This is a genomic window from Halorubrum depositum (assembly GCF_007671725.1).
GTDB classification, from domain to species: domain Archaea; phylum Halobacteriota; class Halobacteria; order Halobacteriales; family Haloferacaceae; genus Halorubrum; species Halorubrum depositum.
The window spans coordinates 362,466-382,069 of sequence record NZ_VCNM01000001.1 but is presented as its reverse complement, the minus strand read 5'-3'; the positions used below and the strand labels follow the sequence as shown (position 1 = coordinate 382,069).

The following is a 19,604-nucleotide window of genomic DNA, read 5'->3' as shown; positions in this document are numbered from 1 at the left end:
GCGTCAGGACGTGGTATACGAAGGTGAAGACTCGGGTGGTGGCGAGACCGGCGTCGGAGATGCTGTCGCGTTCAGTTTGATCGGTTATTTATAACTGACTGGCTCTGTTGAAATGCTTAAGAACTGAGACAAACTGCGTGCGAGATGCAGAGGATAAGTTCAGAACGCGGTCACGGTATGCCACTCGTTCAGATCTCGGTATTTCTGTGTGGCATATTGAACGGAAAATATTTGATATCGTATCGAAGATAATCACAACAACAGTATGGGTTCCCCAGGCGGTGCACCGCCAAAACTGGGACAATGCTCGAACTGCGGGGAAACGTATCCGCTACACGAGATAGACGACGGCTGGCACCCAGTCGGAACTGAAGGGACGTGCAACCAGTGCGGAAACACCGATTTCGTCCCCTTGGACTAACCAGAACGAGAACGGGACGCTTCCTCGCCGACCAATACCTCCTCTGTATCGACCGGCCCGAACGTCTCGTTTCTGATCACCCGCTCGTGACCGACTCGCGCCCTGTGTACAGCAAAGCCTCGGGGAATTCCTCAGCCGCTGTCAGTAGCGACCTGCGAGACCCGGTGGTGTAGTCGGTATACATGGGCCGAGCCCCAGACCACACCGATTTTCCAGCCGCCAGCGGTTCCTGTCTGACTACCACATCGTCGGACCAATCCAGCTTCTGGTGGGTGCGCCCTGCAAACGCTCGGGTTTAGTGGTATGTGATGCTGGATGGCGATCGGTTGAGCCAGCTTATCGGTGCATATCTTAACCAACAACGATTGGGGGGTTTGGGATGTGTTGGTTAATTCTTGAGAACACGTCTGCACTGCGACCGATCGTGGGAAGGTGCTGCCGACCCAGCCGACGGCGCCCGCCGAAGGATCGAACTCGAAGATCGTCCGGCTCGAGAACCGCCGCTGCAGTGCATCGGAGCACAGACGGTGAGAGCGCTAGGCGATTCGTCAGGTCCACGCCGTGTACTGTTCGTTGACGGCCTCGATCGACACGTGTAGCGACATCATCCGTCCGACGAGGCGAGTGTTGGCGGCATCGGATGGCGGCCCCGCCGGTGGTTCGTCCGGGGCGCGCAGGTCTGGAGACGTTGCACCGTACGTAAGGCCAACGACCTGCCCATCCAGGGTCACGAGTGGCGAGCCGCTGTTGCCCTGCATCCCGGGGACGTGTGTCTGGAGCCCCGACCGAAACCGACTCGAGGAGGCCATCGGACCTGCAGTTATCACCCAGTTGCCCATGAGCGATGGGTGGCCAACTTGGAGCAGGGGCTGGCCGGTTTCGAGATCCTCTGCTGACCCACTGTCGAGCGGGTCAAGGTCGAGCCCATCGGCACGCACCAGCGCCACGTCGGGCTGGCGATCCGCCACGTAGTCGACCACCTCGGCCTCGTACGCCTCGCCATCTAACGTCCAGAGATCGAACGTCTCTGACCCCTGGATGTTGTGGGCGTTGGTGATGACGTGATCGCCATCGCCATACACGAACCCGGCCCCGCTGGCGAGGGCGCCGCGGCCGAGTTCCGTCTGCAGATAGACGACCGACTCGCGAACTTGTCGGCCGACCTCGCCGGCTTGCTCGACTGCCGTATCGTCGAGTGGTTGTGGTGTTGTATCGTCGGCCTGGAACAGGTCGGGTCCCGCCTCGGTGTCAGGGATGCTCTCTCCGATTCGGTCGACACACCCTGCGACCGCGACGAGGGCACCCGCGGCGGTAGATTTCAGGACTGCACGTCGGTTCGGCATACCGGATAGAGAGACGTCCGATGAAAAAGGCCGTCGCTGAACATACACCGATGCTGCTGGATACAGGGCCCTGGAGAAACCCACGCAGTTCACAGATTCAACAATCATCGACCAGAGGCAGAACCCGTGGAGTCACTCGGGGTCGAGTAGGTCGAGGACGTCCGGCGGTTCGCGCTCCCACGTGGTTTTGTCGGCGGAATCGATTCTCGCCGCGCGGAGTTCCTCGCCGATTGCACGCCTCCCGCTCACGCTCTTGCAGTGCCACTGCGTCGTCGAGTTCTTTAGAGCTGCCGCTCTGGACCGCCCTGTGTCGTGACGCCCGTCTCTACGTCCTTTGCGATCTACAGTCGTCCTCCTGCCAGAGACTGATCTCGGCGTCGTGACCGTTGTCGTCGCGAGTCGAACTGGCCATCGTACTCGATGTTGAGCGACTGGTCGCATGAGCATTCGGCGCCCCTCTCGACGAAGCGTGACGACACCTGCGAGGACTCTCTAGCCTCGTGACCGACTCGCGCTCTGTATTCAGCAGGGCGTCGAGAAAATATCATCAATAGAAGATTCAACAGAGCCAATAGATTGATCTCGGATTGGCGGTGGCCACCTCCGAAGCCCCAGCCGCGACGACTCGCGCGGCTCGCTGTGGTCCTCAGTCACTCGCTTCGCTCGTTCCCTGCGGTCCTTACATCGTCATCAGAACGCGAAGCGTTCTGATTGGCTCACGAGAGCGAAGCTCTCGTGAACGCCGTGCTTCGTCCTCGCGGCTGCCCCTTCAAGTCCCGCCCGCACAGCGACCGCAGCCTCACGCCTCCCCAGCCTCGTCGGACCGGCGCGGCCGCGCCGGTCCGACTCCCTCGCGCGTGCTCCTCGGCCGCGAGGCGGCCTCGAAGGCACGCGCCACCGCGGTCTATCATTTATAAATGCACGTCGAGACCGCGGCGCTCACTCCCCGTCGTCGTCCCGCCCGGTCACCTTCCGGATGCAGGAGGAGCCGAATGGGCCGAGTTCGCCCGCGTCGAGTTTCACGAAGTGACCGGTGGTGATACCGGTCCCGCACCGACGACACTCGAACTCGCCCTCTCGCTGGATCACTTGGCTGTCGTAGTTCACGTAGGTGCCGCCGCGCTGGACTTTGAGGCGTGCGTTCTCACGCTCGATGACGCCGCGCTTCTCGGCGGCGTCGAGGATCTCGCGGGTGAGCGACGGGCTCGTCGTCACCGTCTCGATCCGGTCGATGGCGTCCGGCAGCGACAGCTCCTCGTGCTCGAGGTGCGCGAGCAGCTCGACGCCGAGCTCCAGCTTCTCCTCCCGCGACGCCGACTCGTTCACGCCCGGCGAAACGAATCGGACCCTCTTAAGTCGGCCGGGAGAGCAGGGGGCGTCTCGTGGTCCGGCCGCCGGCGGCCGACCGCCCGCGATGTAGTAAGACAGTTACCACGCGGGCCGCTGGAGGGCGTATGGACGTACTGGAGGTCGCGGCGCGGGCGACCGAGACGGGACCGGTGTGCGACGCCTGTCTCGGGCGGCTCGTCGCCGACCGGAGCTTCGGGCTGTCGAACGCCGAGCGCGGATCGGCGCTGCGCGTCTCCCTCGCGCTGCGCGACGACGAGGACCACGAGCCGGTCGAGACCGCCGACTGCTGGGTCTGCGAGGGTCGCTGCGCCGAGTTCGACGCGTGGGCCGAGCGCGCCGCCGAGGCGGTCGAGGGGATCGAGTTCGCCACGTACAACGTCGGCACGCGCCCGCCGCCGCTGATCGAGGAGAACGAGGCGCTGCTCCGCACGGACGCCGGCCTCGACGAGGACGCCGGCGAGCCGTTCAAGTCCGAGTTCAACCGCGAGGTCGGCAAGCGGTTCGGCCGGCTCACCGGGGCGGAGGTCTCCTTCGACCGCCCGGACGTGCAGTTCACGATCGACCTCGCCGAGGACGAGATCGACGCGAAGGTGAACTCGACGTTCGTCTACGGGCGATACAGAAAACTGGAGCGCGACATCCCGCAGACCGAGTGGCCCTGCCGCGAGTGCAAGGGCTCGGGCCGACAGGGCGCGGACCCCTGCGACCACTGCGGCGGCTCCGGCTACCTCTACGACGACAGCGTCGAGGAGTACACCGCGCCGATCGTCGAGGACGTGATGGACGGCACGGAGGCGACGTTCCACGGCGCGGGCCGCGAGGACGTCGACGCGCTCATGCTCGGCACCGGCCGCCCGTTCGTGATCGAGGTCGAGGAGCCGCGCCGTCGCCGGGTCGACGTCGAGCGACTGGAGTCGGACATCAACGCCTTCGCTGACGGCGCCGTCGAGGTCGAGGGGCTCCGGCTCGCGACCTACGACATGGTCGAGCGCGTGAAGGAGCTAGAGGCCACGAAGCGCTACCGCGCCGAGGTGACCTTCGACGCCGACGTCGACGCCGACGCCCTCGCCGAGGCGGTCGACGAGCTTGAGGGGACGACCGTCGAGCAGTACACCCCGAACCGAGTGGACCACCGGCGCGCGAGCCTCACCCGCGAGCGCGACGTGTACGAGGCGACCGCCGAGCTCGACGACCCGCGGCACGCGACCGTCGAGATCCACGGCGCCGGCGGGCTCTACATCAAGGAGCTGATATCGGGAGACGAGGGACGTACCGAGCCGAGCCTCGCCGGCCTACTCGGCGTCGGCGCCGCGGTCACCGCCCTCGACGTCGTCGCCGTCGAGGGCGAGGCGGAGCCGTTCGAGCGCGAGGAGTTCTTCCGCGACTGACGCCCGCGCGCTCGGTTCGGGCGTGAGCCGCCGCGGACCAACGGGATTTATCTGACGCGCGTCTGACGTGCGGGTATGCACGGGAGCGACGCGAACGAGGCGAGCGCCGAGGCGCCGTCGGTCGGCGACGGGGTCGGGGAGCCCGTCGTCGAGCCGGCCGTCAGGGAGGCGGTCGCGTCGACGACGACGGCGGCGCACGCCCGTCTGAAGGGAATCGACCGCGCGGCGCGGCCGGACCGCGTGTCCTCGATCCTCGTGGCCGTGGGGGCCGGCCCGCACACCGGAGCGACCGTCGACGTGGCCCGCGAGATCGCCGACGCGACCGGCGCCTGGCTCGAACTGTTCCACGTCGTCCCCTCCGACGAGGCGCTCGTGGACGGGGACGCGACGCCGGTCGGCGACCGCGAGGACGCCGACGCGGACGAGTACGCCGCGGCCGGCGACCGGCTCCTCTCGGCCGCCCGCGACCGCCTCGGCGACTTCGACCGTGTGGACCGCTGGCTCGTCGAGGACCGCACCGCCGCGGGCGCGATCGTCGAACAGTCCCCGTACTACGACCTCGTGGTCGTCGGCGCGCCCACCACGGGCACCGTCGGTCGGTTCGTGTTCGGCTCCACGACGGACACCGTGATCGACGACGCCGAGGTCCCCGTGGTCGTCGTCGAGGCGCAGGGGGAGGCGCCGCTCGACGCGACGTAGGCCGCGTCGAACTCGAGGCCGAGCCGGGAATCCACGCACTCTATTTAAAACCAATATAAAACAGTAAAGTGGCTATGCCACGGAGGACCCGGTATGGCCGACGAAGCGATCGACGACGTGGACAGGGCGATCCTGTACGCGTTACAGGAGGACGCCCGAAACGCCTCGTCCGGTGACATCGCGGAGCGCACCGGGACGTCGGACAGCACCGTCCGCAAACGCATCCAACGCCTCGAGTCGGACGAGATAATCAAGGGGTACAGCGCCGACGTCGACTACCAGAAGTCGGGGTATCCGCTCCGGATGCTGCTCTACTGCACCGCGTCGATCCCCGAGCGCGGCGAGATGCTCCCGGCGATCCTCGAGATCGACGGCGTCATCTCGGTACAGGAGCTGGTCACCGGCGAGCAGAACCTCCTCGTGACGGCGGTCGGCGAGTCGGACGACGACATCACGCCCGTGGCACAGGAGCTCCTCGACATGGGGCTCACCGTCGCGGACGAGGTGCTCGTCCGGAGCCACGAGACGACGCCGTTCGGTAAATTCGACGCCGAGGCCGATCCATAGACGCCGGCTCCGGCATCTAAACGACGACTCGACCCCTATACGACGACTCGCTCGACGTCGAGCGCGGTCGCGCGCCGGACAACCGCCCGCACCGGGTCCTCCGAACCGGCCAGGTTGTCCGAGTCGCCGTCGAGGACGAGGAGCGCCGCCCGGCGGCCGGGCTCGACGACGCCGCAGTCGAGCCCGGCGACCTCGGCCCCGGCGGCGGTCGCCATGCGGAGCACCTCGCTGGCCGTCACGTCGAACCGCTTCGCCGTGTACGCCATCTCCCGGAACATCGACGGCGGGTTCAGCATGACGTTGTCCGTGCCGAGCGCGACCGTCGCGTGGTCGAGCAGCTCCCGGACCGGCGGCGTGCCGACGCCGAGGACCTCGTTCGCGCGCGGACAGACGGCGACGGGGACCGACTCGTCGGCGACGCGTTCGAGGTGCTCCCGGCCGGCGTGCACCATGTGGACGAGCAGATCCGGCCCTAAGTCGAGCGCCGGGTGGATGTCGGTCGCGTCCGGTTCGCCGGCGTGGATGGCGAAGGGGACGCCGCGATCCTCGCACGCTGCGCGCTCGTCCGCGAACTCGTCGTCGTTCGCGCCGGACGCCCCGTAGCCGTCGGCGACGTCGAGAACCTCGGGGTCGTCGCTCCCGAATATGAACGGGTCGACGTCGACCGGGGCCGCCGCCTCGCGGAGCGCCCGCGCCCCGGCGACACCGTTCTCGCGGAAGTCCAGACAGGAGACGGTCCCGGTCCGGTGCATGAACCGGAGCGTCCGTCGCATCGCCGACACCAGGTCGGCCCGGTCGGCGGCCGCCAACCGCCGGTGTTTCAGGCTCTCCGGCGGGGCCACCGCCTCCTCGAGCGTCAGCCCGACGGCCGCCTCCTTCGCGACGGAGTCCCCGAGGTGCGTGTGGGCGTTGACGAACGCCGGCAGAACGATGTCGGTCGACTCGGTATCCGTCTCCTCGACGGCCTCGATCCGACCGTCCTCGACGACGACGCGACCGCGGACGGGCCGGAACGACTCCCCGGCGAGGACGGTCCCCGTGAGTTCCTCCATGCGGACACTCCGACTCGGATCGCGATATGGTTTTCTGAACGCGGATTTCGAACGCTTCGGGAACGGTGCGGCGGTCCGGCGGCGACTCGGCCGCGAGGGATCGGCGGTCTGCTCCCCTCTCCTCGGACGGCGGGGGTAACTATAATGTTCTATAATGTGGTTATATCGAACGGATTGTGAAGATAAGTAGATTTAATAGGCAATCTGTTCTTCAGACGGGTAGAGACGACCAACAACGGTTCGCCGGTCCCGCTTCGGCTGCCGGGCGGTCGGACGCACAGAACGATGTCGGAATCCACCTCGAAGACGACGGTCGGAGCGCTCCCGGACGCGACGGCGGAGACGCCGTTCGCGCCCGTCGCACTCACGCGGCTCGCGTGGTCGCTGTTCGCCGCGAGCCTCGCGGTCCTCGTCGCCCGAGTCCGATTCGGCTTCGCCCCGGAGGTCCCCGGCGTGCTCGCAGTCGACGGACTCACCGTCCTCATGTGGGTTGTCGTCGCCTTCTTCGGCGGCGTCGTCCACAGCTACTCGCGCCGCTACATGGCGGGGAGCGCCCACGAGACGCGGTTCTTCCTCGCCGCGTTCGGCTTCGAGGTGACCGTGATGGCGCTCGTCGCGGCCGATCACCTCGCCCTGTTCGGACTGCTGTGGCTGGCGATGGGGCTGGTGATGGCGAGGCTGATCGGTATCGTCGACGAGTGGGAGCAGGCACGGGCGGCCGCGGCGGTCGCCCGGCGGTACTTCGTCGCCAGCGCCGCGCTCCTCGGCGTCGCGCTGACGACCCTCTGGTGGGCGACGGACGCGACGACGATATCCGGCGTCGCGGCGGCCGCCGACGCGCTCGGCGGCCCGCTGTGGCTCGTCGCCGCCGTCGCGCTCGTCCTCGCCGCGATGATCCAGTCCGCGCTGATTCCGTTTCACGGCTGGCTGCTCTCGTCGATGACCGCCCCCACGCCGGCGTCGGCGCTGATGCACGCCGGGTTCGTCAACGCGGGCGGCGTCCTCCTGTTGCGCTTCGCGCCGGTCGTCACCGTCGACGGCGGCCTCATGCTCGCGATCGTCGCGGTCGGAGCGACCAGCGCGCTGCTCGGAAAGCTCCTCAAGTCCGTCCGGCCGGACGTCAAGAGCAAGCTGGCCTGCTCGACGGTGGGACAGATGGGCTTCATGATCATGCAGGCCGGGCTCGGTTTCTTCGGGGCCGCGATCACCCATCTGATCCTCCACGGCTTCTACAAGGCGTACCACTTCCTCGGCGCGGGCGGGGAGGTCGAACGGACGGCCCCGGGCGGGAAGACTGGACGCGGAACGGGCGGCTCCGGCGTCGTCGACGCCGCCGTGACGCTGGCGACCGGACTGGCCGGGGGCGCGGCGTTCGCGCTGCTGACGGGGAAGGGGACGAGCGTCGACAGCGGCCTCCTGCTCGTCCTGTTCGTGGTGGTCACCACGCTCCACGCGGCGCGCGGCGCGGTCCGGCACGCGTCGTTACCGGCGTCGGTCCGCTACGGGGCGGTCCCGCTGGTCTTCCTGCCGGCCATCGCCCTGTACGCGCTCGTCTACCGGGGCGTCTCGGCGCTCCTGACCGGGCTCCCGGTCGTCGCGGCGCCGACCGAGCTGACCGCGCTCCATTGGCTCGTGGCCGCCGCCTTCCTCGGCGCGTACGCCGCGATCGAGACCGGCGCCCACGAGCGCAGCCACCGCCTCTACGTCGCGCTCCTGAACTGGGGGCACCCGCGGTCCGGAACCGTGCTGACGAACGCCGAGGAGTACGACAGCGGAGGAGTCCAATGAGTACCGAATCCACTATCCACGACGCCATCGACGACGCGGCGACGACGGTCGGGTCCGTCTGGCCGATCCACTCGTTCGTGACGGCCAACCCCCTCTCGGGGTTCGAAGGAATGCCGTTCGGCGAGGCGGTGACGCAGGCCGCCGACCTGTTCGGCGGACGCGGCTACCCGAGCCGGGAGATCTTCCGGGCGGCGCTCGACGACGGCCGGATCGACCGCGAGCTGCTCGAGTCGGAGCTCGCCGACCGCGGCTACGACGCCGACCCGGAGACGCTGCTCGAACGCCTGGACACGTCGGTCCAGTCGCCGGCGCCGGACGACGATGCCGAGCGGGTCGACCACGTGCTGACGAAGTGGCTGTCGGCGTTCCTCGACGAGGGCGGCGCCGCGTGGCCGATGCCGAACCGCGGCGACGGCTTCTACGCCGCCTTCCGCGAGATGGCCGCGCACGACGCCGACGTCCCGGAGGAGGGCCTCCTCGCGGCGCTCCCGGAGACTCCGACCGAAGCCATCGAGGCCGTTCTGGAACCGTACCCGGAGAGCCAGCGGGTCCCCGTCTTTGAGGAGCAGCTGGCCGCGCTCCCGGGGTGGACCGGGTTCATCAAGCAGCGCGCGGACGACGAGGGGGCGTGGCAGTCGGCGTACCCGGTCACGCTCGCGGACTACCTCGCGGTCCGCCTCGCGCTGCTCGACGGGTTCGGCGTCGACGTCGAGCCGTCCACCGGCCCCGAGAGCGCCGGCACCGACCCGGCCGACGAACTCGCCGAGGCGTTCCTGAGCGCCTGGGAGGCGAGCTACCGCGCCGAGGTCGTCGACCGCGTCGCCGCCGAGAGCAAGTCACTGGCCGAGGGCGAGTCGGCGGCCGGGGGCGACTCGTCGGGCGAGAGAGACCCGTCGGACCGCCCCGACGCGCAGTTGGTGTTCTGTATCGACACCCGCTCGGAGGTGATCCGGCGTCACGTCGAGGACGAGGGCGAGTACGAGACCCACGGGTACGCCGGCTTCTTCGGCGTTCCGATGGAGTATCAGGGGTACGACGCCGAGGTCTCGACCGACGCCTGCCCGCCCATCCTCGACGCGCAGCACCGCATCAGCGAGGTCCCGACGGACGTGGAGACGCAGGCGCGCCGCGACCGGCGGTCGAGCGTCCGCGAGGTCGCGGGCGAGGTCGCGAAGAAGCTGAAGACGAACCCCGCCAGCGCCTTCGGCTTCGTCGAGAGCGCCGGAAGCGGGTACGGGCTGGCGCTCGCGGCCCGCACGCTGGTGCCGAGCCGCGTCCGCGACCTGCTGGGGGCCGCCGCCGACGCGGTGCCCGACGACCGCGAGTTCTGCGAGCAGACCGTCCACCACCAGCACGCCTACGCCGGCGACCTCCCGATCGGACTGACTCACGAGGAGAAGGTCGAGTACGCCGCGACCGCCTTCGAGCTGATGGGCTGGGAGGAGTTCGGCCGCCTCGTGGTGTTCACCGGGCACGCGAGCGAGACGACCAACAACCCCTACGGCTCGAGCCTCGACTGCGGCGCGTGCGCCGGCAACCCCGGCGGGCCGAACGCCCGCGTCCTCGCGGCGATCTGCGCCGACCCCGACGTGCAGGCGGAGCTGCGCGAGCGCGGCTTCGAGGTCCCGGACGACACCGTCTTCCTCGCCGGCGAGCACAACACGACGACCGACGAGGTCGAGATCTACGGCGACGTCCCCGAGAGCCACGCGGAGGACCTCGCGGAACTGCGCGCGGACCTCGACGCCGCCCGCGAGAGCGCGACCGCCGAGCGCGCCGAATCGATGGGCGCCGACCCCGCGGCGGGGGTCGACGAGACCGAGCGCCGCGCCGGCGACTGGGCCGAGACGCGTCCCGAGTGGGGGCTGGCGGGCAACGCCGGCTTCGTCGTCGGGCCGCGCGAGCTGACGAGCGACCTCGACCTCGACGGCCGCGCGTTCCTTCACTCGTACGACTGGTCGACCGACCCCGACGGCGACGCGCTCGAGGCGATCCTCGCGGGGCCGATGGTCGTTACCCAGTGGATCAACGCCCAGTACTACTTCTCGACGGTCGACAACGCGGTGTACGGAAGCGGGTCGAAGGCGACGCAGAACCCCGTCGGCAACGTCGGCGTCTACCAGGGCAACGGCGGCGACCTGATGACCGGGCTCCCCCGCCAGTCCCTCATGGCCGCCGCCGACGAGCCGTACCACCAGCCGCTCCGCCTCTCGACGGTCGTCCACGCGCCGGTCGACCGCGTCACCGAGGTCCTCGCCGACCACGGCGAGGTGACCGAGCTGCTGGACAACGGCTGGCTCTCGCTGACGGTCGTCGACCCCACCAAAGAGCACCGCGCGTTCGAGTACGACCGCGACCTGAGCTGGGTATCGACGTCGGAACCGACCGCGAGCGAGTCGGGGACGCCGGTCGAACCGGAGACGCCGACCGCGACCGAGCCGGAGACGCCGGCCGACCCGGAGGAGCGGGTCGCTCCCACCGTCGCGGACGACTGACCCGCTTAGCGGCCTCGCCCCGTTCCTTCCGTGCCCCGCGTGACCGAGTGACATCGCGCCGACAGCGTTAAACCGGTGTACAGACTTGTACATCACAACGCGAAGTAATACATCGGTGAACACTATGGATATCAACGACACGGTCGAACGCGTGACGGACGGGGCGGATCTGACTGTCGAGGAGTCGCGCGAGGCCGCGCGGCTGGTCTTCGAGGAGGCCACGGAGGCGCAGATCGGCGCCCTCCTCGCCGCCCTCCGGGCGAAGGGCGAGACCGAGGCCGAGATCGCCGGCTTCGCGCAGGGGATGCGCGACGCCGCCCGGACGATCGAGCCGGACCGCGAGCCGCTCGTCGACACCTGCGGGACGGGCGGCGACGACTACGACACGATCAACGTCTCGACGACCGCCGCCATCGTCGCCGCGGGCGCGGGCGTCCCGATCGCCAAGCACGGCAACTACTCCGTCTCCTCCTCGTCCGGGAGCGCCGACGTGCTGGAGGTCGCTGGCGCCGACGTCGAGGCCGAGCCCCCGGCGGTCGAGGACGCCATCGAGGCCGACGGGATCGGGTTCATGCTCGCGCCCGTCTTCCACCCGGCGATGAAGGCCGTCATCGGCCCGCGCAAGGAGCTCGGGATGCGGACGATCTTCAACGTGCTCGGCCCGCTCACCAACCCCGCCGGCGCCGACGCGCAGGTGCTCGGCGTCTACGACCCGGAGCTCGTGGGCACGATCGCCCGGTCGCTCGCGCACATGCCCGTCGAGCACGCGCTGGTGGTCCACGGCGCGGGGATGGACGAGATCGGGATCCACGACGAGACGGTCGCCGCGGAGGTCGTCGGCGACGAGGTGACCGAGTTCACCATTACGCCGGAGGACCTCGGACTCGACCGCGCGCCGATCGAAGACGTCTCGGGCGGGACGCCCGAGGAGAACGCGGCCGACCTGCGGGGGATCGTCGACGGCTCCGTCACGGGGCCGAAGCGCGACCTGATCTTAGCGAACGCCGGCGCGGCGATCTACGTCGCCGGCGAGGCCGACACGCTCGCGGCGGGCGTCGAGCGCGCCGCCGAGGCGATCGACTCCGGCGCCGCCGCCGAGAAGTTCGCGGCGCTGTGCGGGGACGACGAGGGCTCGGCGGAGAGGGCCGCCCCGTCGCGGACCGCGGACCCGGAGGACGACGACTGATGGCCCGGGTGAAGATCTGCGGGCTCACGGACGGCGCGGACCTCCGGGCCGCGATCGACGCCGGCGCCGACGCGGTCGGCGTGATATCTGAGGTGCCGGTCGACTCCGCGCGCGAGGTCGACCCCGCGACGGCGGCGGAACTGCTCGCGGACGTCCCGCCGTTCGTCACCGCGACGCTCGTCACGATGCCCGACTCGGCCGAGCGCGCGGTCGAGCTGGTCCGGACGATCGGCCCCGACGCGCTCCAGCTCCACGGGGAGTGGACCGCCGACGAGATCCGGTTCGTCCGGGCCGAGACCGAGCGGAAGGTGCTGCTCGCGGTCGACGCCCACGACCCGGCCCGCGCGGAGGAGTTCGACGCGGTCGCCGACGCGCTCGTGATCGACTCGACCGACGACTCGGGCGCCGGCGGCACCGGCGAGACCCACGACTGGGCGAAGACGGGGGAGCTGGCGGACCGGCTCACGTCGCCGGTCGTCCTCGCGGGCGGGCTCACGGCCGACAACGTCGCCGAGGCGGTCCGCGTCGCCGACCCGTACGCCGTCGACGTCGCCTCCGGCGTCGAACTGTCGGACGGGCGGAAGGACCACAACGCGGTGGCCCGCTTCGTCGCCAACGCGGGCCGGGAGATGGAGCTCGCATGAGCGACGAGGGAACCCCGCTCGACCGCTCGAAGGCCGCGTTCGTCGAGCTCGCGGCCGACGCGGAGAAGCCGGTCGTCGTCCGGGCGTCCGCGACGCTCGACGCTGACGTGACCCCGCTCGCGGCGTACGCGACGCTCGTCGGCGAGGGGCCGTACGGCTTCCTCCTGGAGTCCGGCGAGAAGGTCGCCTCCAGCGATCCGGACGGCGCGTTCACGTCGGGCGGCAAGGCGGACCGGCACGCCCGCTACTCGTTCGTCGGCTACGACCCCGAGGCGATCGTCTCGGTCCACCCCGACCGTACCGACGTGACCCGGCTCGGGCCCGCGGCGGAGTTCGTCGGAGACGGATCTGAGAGAGAGATCGGCCCCGACGCGGGCGACGCGGTCGACCGGATCCGGGCGGCGTTCCCCGACGTGAGCCTGCGCGGGTTCCCCGACACCGACCGGCAGATCCTCTCGGGCGGGTTCGTCGGTTTCCTCGCGTACGAGGCGGTCTACGACCTCTGGTTAGAGGAGGTCGGCGTCGAGCGCCCCGCGACCGAGTTCCCCGACGCCGAGTTCGCGCTGACGACCCGCACGGTCGTCTTCGACGAGAAGGAGGACAGCGCCGAGCTCGTCTTCACCCCGGTGATCGGCGTCGACGACGACCCCGCGGCCGTCTACGACGACCTCGTCGCCGAGGCGGAGCGGGTGAGCGCCGAACTGCGCGAGGCCGCGCCGCCGGAGACCGACGGGATTCGGGTCAAGTCGGAGTCGGCCGGGCCGCGAGAGGAGTACGAGGAGGCGGTCCGGACCGCCAAGCGCCACGTCCTCGACGGCGACATCTACCAAGGCGTGATCTCGCGGAGCCGGGAGCTCCGCGGCGAGGTCGACTCGCTCGGGCTGTACGCGGCGCTCCGCGAGGTGAACCCCTCGCCGTACATGTACGTGCTGCGCCACGACGACCGGAGCATCGTCGGCGCGAGCCCGGAAACGCTCGTGTCGGTGCAGGGCGACCGGATCGTCTCGAACCCCATCGCGGGCACCTGTCCACGGGGGACGAGCCCGGTCGAGGACCGCCGGCTCGCCGGCGAGATGCTCGCCGACGCGAAGGAGCGCGCCGAACACACGATGCTCGTCGACCTCGCGCGCAACGACGTCCGGCGCGTCTCGGAAGCGGGGTCGGTCCGCGTCGAGGAGTTCATGAACGTGTTGAAGTACAGCCACGTCCAGCACATCGAGTCGACCGTGACGGGGACGCTGGCGGGCGACGCCGACGCGTTCGACGCGACGCGCGCGACGTTCCCCGCGGGCACGCTCACGGGCGCGCCGAAGGTGCGCGCGATGGAGATCATCGAGGACCTGGAGACGACCCCCCGAGAGGCGTACGGCGGCGGCGTCGGCTACTACGCGTGGACCGGCGACGCCGACTTCGCCATCGTCATCCGGACCGCGACGCTCGACGAGTCGCCGTCGGACGCGAGCGACCCGGACGAGACCGCGGTGACCGTCCGGGCCGGCGCCGGCCTCGTCGCCGACTCCGACCCCGCCGCCGAGTACGAGGAGACCGAACAGAAGATGGACGGGGTCCTGGCCGCGATCGACCGGATCCGGGACGAGGAGTCGCCCTCGGACGACCCCCTCCCCGCCGGCACGGAGGTCGACGAATGAGGGTCGTCGTCGTCGACAACTTCGACTCGTTCACGTACAACCTCGTCGAGTACGTCTCCGACCAGACGCTCGGCGGCGAGGGCGGCGCGAGCGGAGCGACGGAGCCGATAGACGTCGAGGTGTTCAAGAACACGGCGTCGCTGGCGGCGGTCCGGGACGCCGACCCGGACGCGGTGATCATCAGCCCCGGCCCCGGTCACCCGAAGAACGAGCGCGACGTGGGCGTGACGACCGACGTGCTCCGGGAGCTCTCGCCCGAGGTCCCGACGCTCGGCGTCTGTCTCGGCCTGGAGGCCGCCGTGTACGAGTACGGCGGGACCGTCGGCCACGCGCCGGAGCCGATCCACGGCAAGGCGTTCCCGGTCGAGCACGACGGCGAGGGCGTGTTCGCCGGGCTCGACCAGGGGTTCCGCGCCGGCCGGTACCACTCGCTCGCCGCCACCGAGGTCCCCGACGTCTTCGCCGTGACGGCGACGACGGACCACGACGGCGACGAGATCGTGATGGGGATCCGCCACCGCGAGCACCCGATCGAGGCGGTGCAGTTCCACCCGGAGAGCGTGTTGACCGCGGCGGGCCACGACCTGATCCGGAACTTCCTCGAATCGGTCTAGCGAGGGGTGTCGTCCGTCTCGTCGCCGTCAGCCGACTCGCCGCCGTCCTCCGCTTCCTTTCCTTCCGCGGTCTCCTCTTCCTCGGTCTCGTCCGCGCCGCGCCCGGCGAGCCCGACGAGGTGGCCGACCTCCGGGAGGATGATCTCGTCGACGCCGAGCCGGACCGCGTTCTCGGAGCCGGGGAGACAGAAGACGGGCGTGGCGGAGACGACCCCGGCGGTCGCGCGCGATCCGATGGTCCGGGTCCCGATCTCGGCCTCCGAGCGCCGGCGGAACAGCTCGCCGAAGCCGGGGAGCCGCTTCGCGAAGAGGCCGTCGACCGCCTCCGGCGTCACGTCGTCCGGCGTCACGCCGGTGCCGCCGGTGGTCACGACGACGTCGGTGTCCTTGCGGCGCGCCAGCCGGTCGACGGTCCCCTGCACGCTGTCGTACTCGTCGGGGACCAGCTCGCGGACGGCCACCTCGTGGCCGGCGTCCTCGAACGCGGCGGCGACGTGGTCGCCGGAGGGGTCCTCGTCGAGCGACCGCGAGGACGACACCGTCACGACCGCGATCGCGACCGACTCGGCGTCGTGGTGGTGATGGTCGTGGCCGTCGTGGCCGCCGTGGTCGCCGTGGTCGCCGTGGTGGTCGTGGCCACCGTCGTCGTGATGGTGCTCGTGGCCGTGGCCGCCGTCCTCCCCGCTGTCGCCGTCCTGTCCGTGGTCCGCTCCGTCCTCGCCGTGGTCGTGCGCGTCGCTCATGGCACCACGTTTCCCGGCGACGGTGAAAACACCACCACCTCCGCCCCCCGGACGCGGCGGTCGCCCGGTTCGCGCGCTATCGGACCGGCCTAGGGCCAGTCGTCGCGCGACGACTCCTCGGGCGCCTCCTCCTCATCCGGCTCGTCCGCCGCGAGGATCCATCCCGCGGCCTCGGCCGCGTCCTCCACGTGGAGGAACTCCCAGCCGGTGGCCTCGGCGACCGCCGCGTCCCCGTCGTCGACGCCGACGAAGACGTGCCGGTCCGTGTCGAACTGGCCGGCGATGTTCTCCAGGCTCTCCTCGACGCCGCGCGGGCCCGAGAAGAAGTCCTGACGGACGCGGTGTTTGCGGGTGAAGTTGGTGACGACGTACGTCGGCTTCTCGCTGACGACGCCGACGTACTCCGTCCACTGACGGGCGTTGTTGAACACGTCGTTGGGGTCCGCGAGCGCCTTCAGCGCCTCCAGCTCGAACGCGAGCGTCATGTCGGTAGATCCGCCACTGTCCATGGATCGGTGTTCTCGCGGCGGGCGAAAACAACTTCGCTTCCGGGGTGGCCTTCGGGAGGGGTCGACGCCGCGTCTGCGACGCTCAGCGCGTGCGGACCTGGTAGTAGTCGGTGAACTTCACGAAGTCGCCGTCTTCGAGGTCGGCGTGCTCCGGCGCCGTCTTCGGTCCGTCGGCGAGCTCTCTGACGAGGATCTGGGCGTCCTCGCCGAGCTCGTCGTAGTGGCGGACCCGCGTGTCCGGAGGGATCCAGCCGGTGCGGCGGAGTCGAAGCCGTCGCCCCGTCTCTCTGAGTGCCATACGGTAACACACATCATAGATCGTGATAAACGTTGCGTCGATTTCGAGCGCATGAGACGGGCGAGGCGGAGAAACGGGCGATTCGGAGGACGGAGCGCGGAGAAACGGAATCGTCGAAGACGGAGCGAGCGACCCGCGTTACTGCTCTGTCGTCGCCGCCAGGTCGTCGACGGCGAAGCCGGGCTCCATGAGGAGCTCCGTCTGACCGCTCACGTCGCGGCCCTCGCGCATGAGCTGTTTGAACGCCGACTGCGGCGAGAGGTCGCCGATGAGGACGCCGCCGACGACCTTGCCGTCCTGCAGGGCCACGCGGCGCCACTCGCCGTCGGCGGTGGTCGCCTCGACCGAGTCGTCGCCGAGCGTCGGGTGGCCGAACGAGAGGAACGGGAAGTCGAAGTGGGTGATCGAGTACGAGGAGACCCACCTGAACTCCTCGCTGCCGTACTCCAGCATGTTGCGGGCGGCGATCGTCCCCTGCTCTTTCGCCGAGCCCCACGAGCCGTTCTTCGCCCGCTGGCCGAGGACGAGGTCGTCGAACGTGGTGATGTCGCCGGCCGCGAACACGTTGTCGACGTTGGTGCGCATGTACTCGTCGACGACGATGCCGTCCTCGACCTCCAGCGGGCTGTCCTCGACGAGCTCGGTGTTGAAGTTCAGGCCGATGGCGACGCCCGCGAAGTCGCACTCGTAGCGCTCGCCGTTCGGGTCGACCGCGGCCTCGACGTGGCCGTCGTCGTCGACCTCGAAGTGGTCGACCCCGGAGTCGAAGACGGGCTCGACGCCGCGCTCGCGCATCGCCTCGTGCATGATCTCCGCGCCCTCCGTCGAGAGGGCGTAGCGCCACCAGGCGTCGCCGCGCATCAGGTACTTCGCCTCCACGTCCTGCGCGCCGCAGATGGCCGCGAAGTCGATGCCGAGGAGCCCGGCGCCGACGATGACGGCCTTCTCGGCGCCCTCGACGCTCTCTTTGATCCGGCGGGCGTCCTGGAACGTCCAGAAGTGGTGGATCCCGTCCGCGTCCGCGTTCTCGACCGGGAGCTGCTGGGGCGTGCCGCCGATCGCGAGCAGCAGGGAGTCGTACTCGAACGTCTCCCCCTCGTGGGTGTGGACCGCGTCGTGCTCCACGTCGATGTCGACGACGACGGTGTTGAGACGGAGATCGACGTCGTGCTCGTCGTACCACTCCTCCTGGTGGATCGAGATGGGCGCCTCGGGGAGCTTCCCCTTCGCGTACTCTTTGATCAGGATCCGATTGTAGAGGGACTCCCCCTCGTCGGTGAGAACCGTGATATCGGCGTCAGGCGCTTGCTCGCGCAGCGTCTCGGCCGCGGACGCACCCGCGATACCGTCCCCGACGATCACGTACGAATCGCTCATGTGCGGGCGTTCGGATTCGGGGTTAATACGGGTTGTCATCCGCGTTGACAACTGTGATATTCACACGCTCGGGCCCTCCGACAGGCCCGTTCCCCGCCGCGGTCGAGACGCTCAGTCGCGGTCGCCGGCGCCGGCGGGCTCGGCGGGAAAGTCGCGCTCGCCCGCCTCGATCCGGACGTCGAGCCAGTTCTCCGCGGGGGTCAGCGGGCACTCGTAGGCGTGGTTGTACGCGCAGGTGGGATTGTACGCGACGTTGAAATCGAGGGTCCACTCGCCGTCGACGCGGTCGCGATCGGGAATGAGATCGAGGTACCGCCCCGCGCCGTACGTCTCCTCGCCGTTGGTCCGGTCGCGGAACGGCACCCAGAACCGGTCCGAGCCGTCCGTCGGGCGGTACGCCTGCAGCGAGTGCGTCTCGCCGTCGATCTCGAATCGGAACTCCCCCCACCGCCGGTACGTCTGCTCCCCGTCGGCGGTGGTTTCGACGGGTATCGCTTCCTTCTCGTCGTGTTCGCGGAGCGGGAGCTCGAACCGGTACGCCGGGTCCGGATCGTAGTGTGCGAGCCCGGGGAACGCGTCGCCGCGCATCTCGATCGGCATCGGTGACCGCGCCGACTCGCGGAACTGCGCTTCCTTCTCGCGACGTTCTCGTTCGATCCGCTCGGCCCAGTCGCCGGTCTCGGTCGCGTTCATCACTCCTTAGTATTGTGTGTTCCATACAATAACACTTGCGTCGGTTCTCGCGGGCGGCCGCCGTCGTCCCGCCGGCTCCCACGCGTCGGGAACGCCACAGATTCAAGGCCGTGCCGACGCAACGAGGCGTATGAAGATCCGGCAGAACATCCGCCACTGGGCCGCGAAGAAGGCGTTGACGACGCCGGTCGTCGGCGACGTCGCGAACGACAAGCTGGTGGACCTCCACACGAGCATCTTCCTCAACAAGGCCGACGAGGAGCGCCGGGAGGAGCGCCGCGAACACCTCGACGACTTCTTCGACGCGACCATGGACGCGTACGTCGCGGCCTTGGAGGCCGGCTTCCCGGAGGCCGAGGCGCGCGAGATCACCCACGTGCAGGCCAACTTCGACTTCTTCAACCACGGCTGGACGGAGATGATGGAGATCCCGGGCGACGAGTTGGAGGAGCATTACCGCCGCTACGAGGAGTTCTTCTCGGCGCACGGGATCACCATCGACGACCCGCTCGGCGAGTTCCGCCCCGTCGACGGCGTCGCCGACGCCCCCGAGACGCCGGCGCGGCTGGAGACCGCGGAGTACGAGAACGCGCTCGCCGGCTTCGCCGACGACGTGTACGTCGAGACCGACGAGGGCGAGACGGTCGTCGGCGGCGAGACCGAGGAGCCCGAGGACGTCGACCCGTCGGCCGCGACCGGGCTCGACGAGGACGAGGCGAGCGCGTAACGAAGCCCGGAGACGATCCGCTCGGGAGCCGCCCACGTTTATACTCCGGCGGCGAGAGCGG

General features: G+C 69.5%; 18 protein-coding genes. 10 read left to right on the top strand and 8 right to left on the bottom strand.

The genetic code is table 11. The features are described 5' to 3' along the window. Positions 1-969 precede the first annotated feature (969 nt). Both FGM06_RS02015 and FGM06_RS02010 read right to left on the bottom strand, forming a co-directional pair. Positions 970-1,764: a S1 family peptidase gene (locus FGM06_RS02015; protein WP_186310943.1), complete on the bottom strand. Its 795-nt coding sequence runs from the start codon at positions 1,762-1,764 to the stop codon at positions 970-972. 939 nt (positions 1,765-2,703) lie between these two features. Further along, positions 2,704-3,090: a DUF5830 family protein gene (locus tag FGM06_RS02010; RefSeq protein WP_144797013.1), complete on the bottom strand. Its 387-nt coding sequence runs from the start codon at positions 3,088-3,090 to the stop codon at positions 2,704-2,706. Positions 3,091-3,218: 128 nt separating this feature from the next. Between FGM06_RS02010 and FGM06_RS02005 the strand changes: the two genes are divergently transcribed. From FGM06_RS02005 to FGM06_RS01995, 3 genes are all read left to right on the top strand, one after another. Further along, positions 3,219-4,502, top strand: a complete 1,284-nt coding sequence (locus FGM06_RS02005; RefSeq protein WP_144797010.1) for a tRNA pseudouridine(54/55) synthase Pus10 — start codon at positions 3,219-3,221, stop codon at positions 4,500-4,502. 75 nt (positions 4,503-4,577) lie between these two features. Then, positions 4,578-5,201: a universal stress protein gene (locus FGM06_RS02000; protein WP_144797007.1), complete on the top strand. Its 624-nt coding sequence runs from the start codon at positions 4,578-4,580 to the stop codon at positions 5,199-5,201. A gap of 93 nt (positions 5,202-5,294) precedes the next feature. Further along, positions 5,295-5,768: an Lrp/AsnC family transcriptional regulator gene (locus FGM06_RS01995; protein ID WP_144797004.1), complete on the top strand. Its 474-nt coding sequence runs from the start codon at positions 5,295-5,297 to the stop codon at positions 5,766-5,768. A gap of 35 nt (positions 5,769-5,803) precedes the next feature. Here FGM06_RS01995 and FGM06_RS01990 read toward each other — a convergent pair whose 3' ends face one another. Next, positions 5,804-6,820, bottom strand: coding sequence for an amidohydrolase family protein (locus FGM06_RS01990; protein WP_144797002.1), 1,017 nt, complete (start codon positions 6,818-6,820; stop codon positions 5,804-5,806). 285 nt (positions 6,821-7,105) lie between these two features. Here FGM06_RS01990 and FGM06_RS01985 point away from each other — a divergent pair, with 285 nt between their 5' ends. The 6 genes from FGM06_RS01985 to trpG all read left to right on the top strand — a co-directional run bounded on the left by FGM06_RS01985 (position 7,106) and on the right by trpG (position 15,196). Further along, positions 7,106-8,608, top strand: a complete 1,503-nt coding sequence (locus FGM06_RS01985) for a proton-conducting transporter transmembrane domain-containing protein (RefSeq protein WP_144796999.1) — start codon at positions 7,106-7,108, stop codon at positions 8,606-8,608. After that, entirely contained in the window at positions 8,605-11,103 is a 2,499-nt protein-coding gene (locus FGM06_RS01980; RefSeq protein WP_144796996.1) for a DUF2309 domain-containing protein, read from the top strand. Before FGM06_RS01985 ends, FGM06_RS01980 begins: the two co-directional genes overlap by 4 nt. A gap of 124 nt (positions 11,104-11,227) precedes the next feature. Beyond that, positions 11,228-12,289 carry an anthranilate phosphoribosyltransferase gene (gene trpD, locus FGM06_RS01975; RefSeq protein ID WP_144796993.1) on the top strand — a complete coding sequence of 354 codons (1,062 nt, stop codon included), beginning with the start codon at positions 11,228-11,230 and terminating at the stop codon, positions 12,287-12,289. Next, positions 12,289-12,933 (top strand): phosphoribosylanthranilate isomerase, encoded by a 645-nt coding sequence (locus FGM06_RS01970; protein WP_144796990.1) that lies wholly within the window; start codon positions 12,289-12,291, stop codon positions 12,931-12,933. The genes trpD and FGM06_RS01970 overlap by 1 nt, the downstream gene beginning before the upstream one ends. Continuing rightward, positions 12,930-14,582, top strand: coding sequence for an anthranilate synthase component I (gene trpE, locus FGM06_RS01965; protein WP_144796987.1), 1,653 nt, complete (start codon positions 12,930-12,932; stop codon positions 14,580-14,582). Before FGM06_RS01970 ends, trpE begins: the two co-directional genes overlap by 4 nt. Continuing rightward, positions 14,579-15,196, top strand: coding sequence for an anthranilate synthase component II (gene trpG / locus FGM06_RS01960; RefSeq protein ID WP_144796984.1), 618 nt, complete (start codon positions 14,579-14,581; stop codon positions 15,194-15,196). The genes trpE and trpG overlap by 4 nt, the downstream gene beginning before the upstream one ends. On the opposite strand, the gene FGM06_RS01955 is transcribed toward trpG, so the two are convergent. The 5 genes from FGM06_RS01955 to FGM06_RS01935 all read right to left on the bottom strand — a co-directional run bounded on the left by FGM06_RS01955 (position 15,193) and on the right by FGM06_RS01935 (position 18,816). After that, positions 15,193-15,939, bottom strand: a complete 747-nt coding sequence (locus tag FGM06_RS01955; protein WP_144796981.1) for a MogA/MoaB family molybdenum cofactor biosynthesis protein — start codon at positions 15,937-15,939, stop codon at positions 15,193-15,195. The genes trpG and FGM06_RS01955 overlap by 4 nt on opposite strands. A gap of 89 nt (positions 15,940-16,028) precedes the next feature. Then, a complete protein-coding gene (locus FGM06_RS01950; RefSeq protein ID WP_144796978.1) occupies positions 16,029-16,448 on the bottom strand; it encodes a DUF7124 domain-containing protein in 420 nt (139 codons plus the stop codon). A gap of 82 nt (positions 16,449-16,530) precedes the next feature. Then, positions 16,531-16,746, bottom strand: a complete 216-nt coding sequence (locus FGM06_RS01945) for a hypothetical protein (protein ID WP_144796975.1) — start codon at positions 16,744-16,746, stop codon at positions 16,531-16,533. A gap of 138 nt (positions 16,747-16,884) precedes the next feature. Continuing rightward, positions 16,885-18,123, bottom strand: a complete 1,239-nt coding sequence (locus FGM06_RS01940) for an NAD(P)/FAD-dependent oxidoreductase (protein WP_144796972.1) — start codon at positions 18,121-18,123, stop codon at positions 16,885-16,887. A 111-nt stretch (positions 18,124-18,234) separates the two neighbouring features. Next, positions 18,235-18,816 carry a DUF1684 domain-containing protein gene (locus tag FGM06_RS01935; RefSeq protein ID WP_144796969.1) on the bottom strand — a complete coding sequence of 194 codons (582 nt, stop codon included), beginning with the start codon at positions 18,814-18,816 and terminating at the stop codon, positions 18,235-18,237. A 130-nt stretch (positions 18,817-18,946) separates the two neighbouring features. Here FGM06_RS01935 and FGM06_RS01930 point away from each other — a divergent pair, with 130 nt between their 5' ends. Next, positions 18,947-19,543, top strand: a complete 597-nt coding sequence (locus FGM06_RS01930) for a DUF6149 family protein (RefSeq protein WP_144796966.1) — start codon at positions 18,947-18,949, stop codon at positions 19,541-19,543. Positions 19,544-19,604 lie beyond the last annotated feature (61 nt).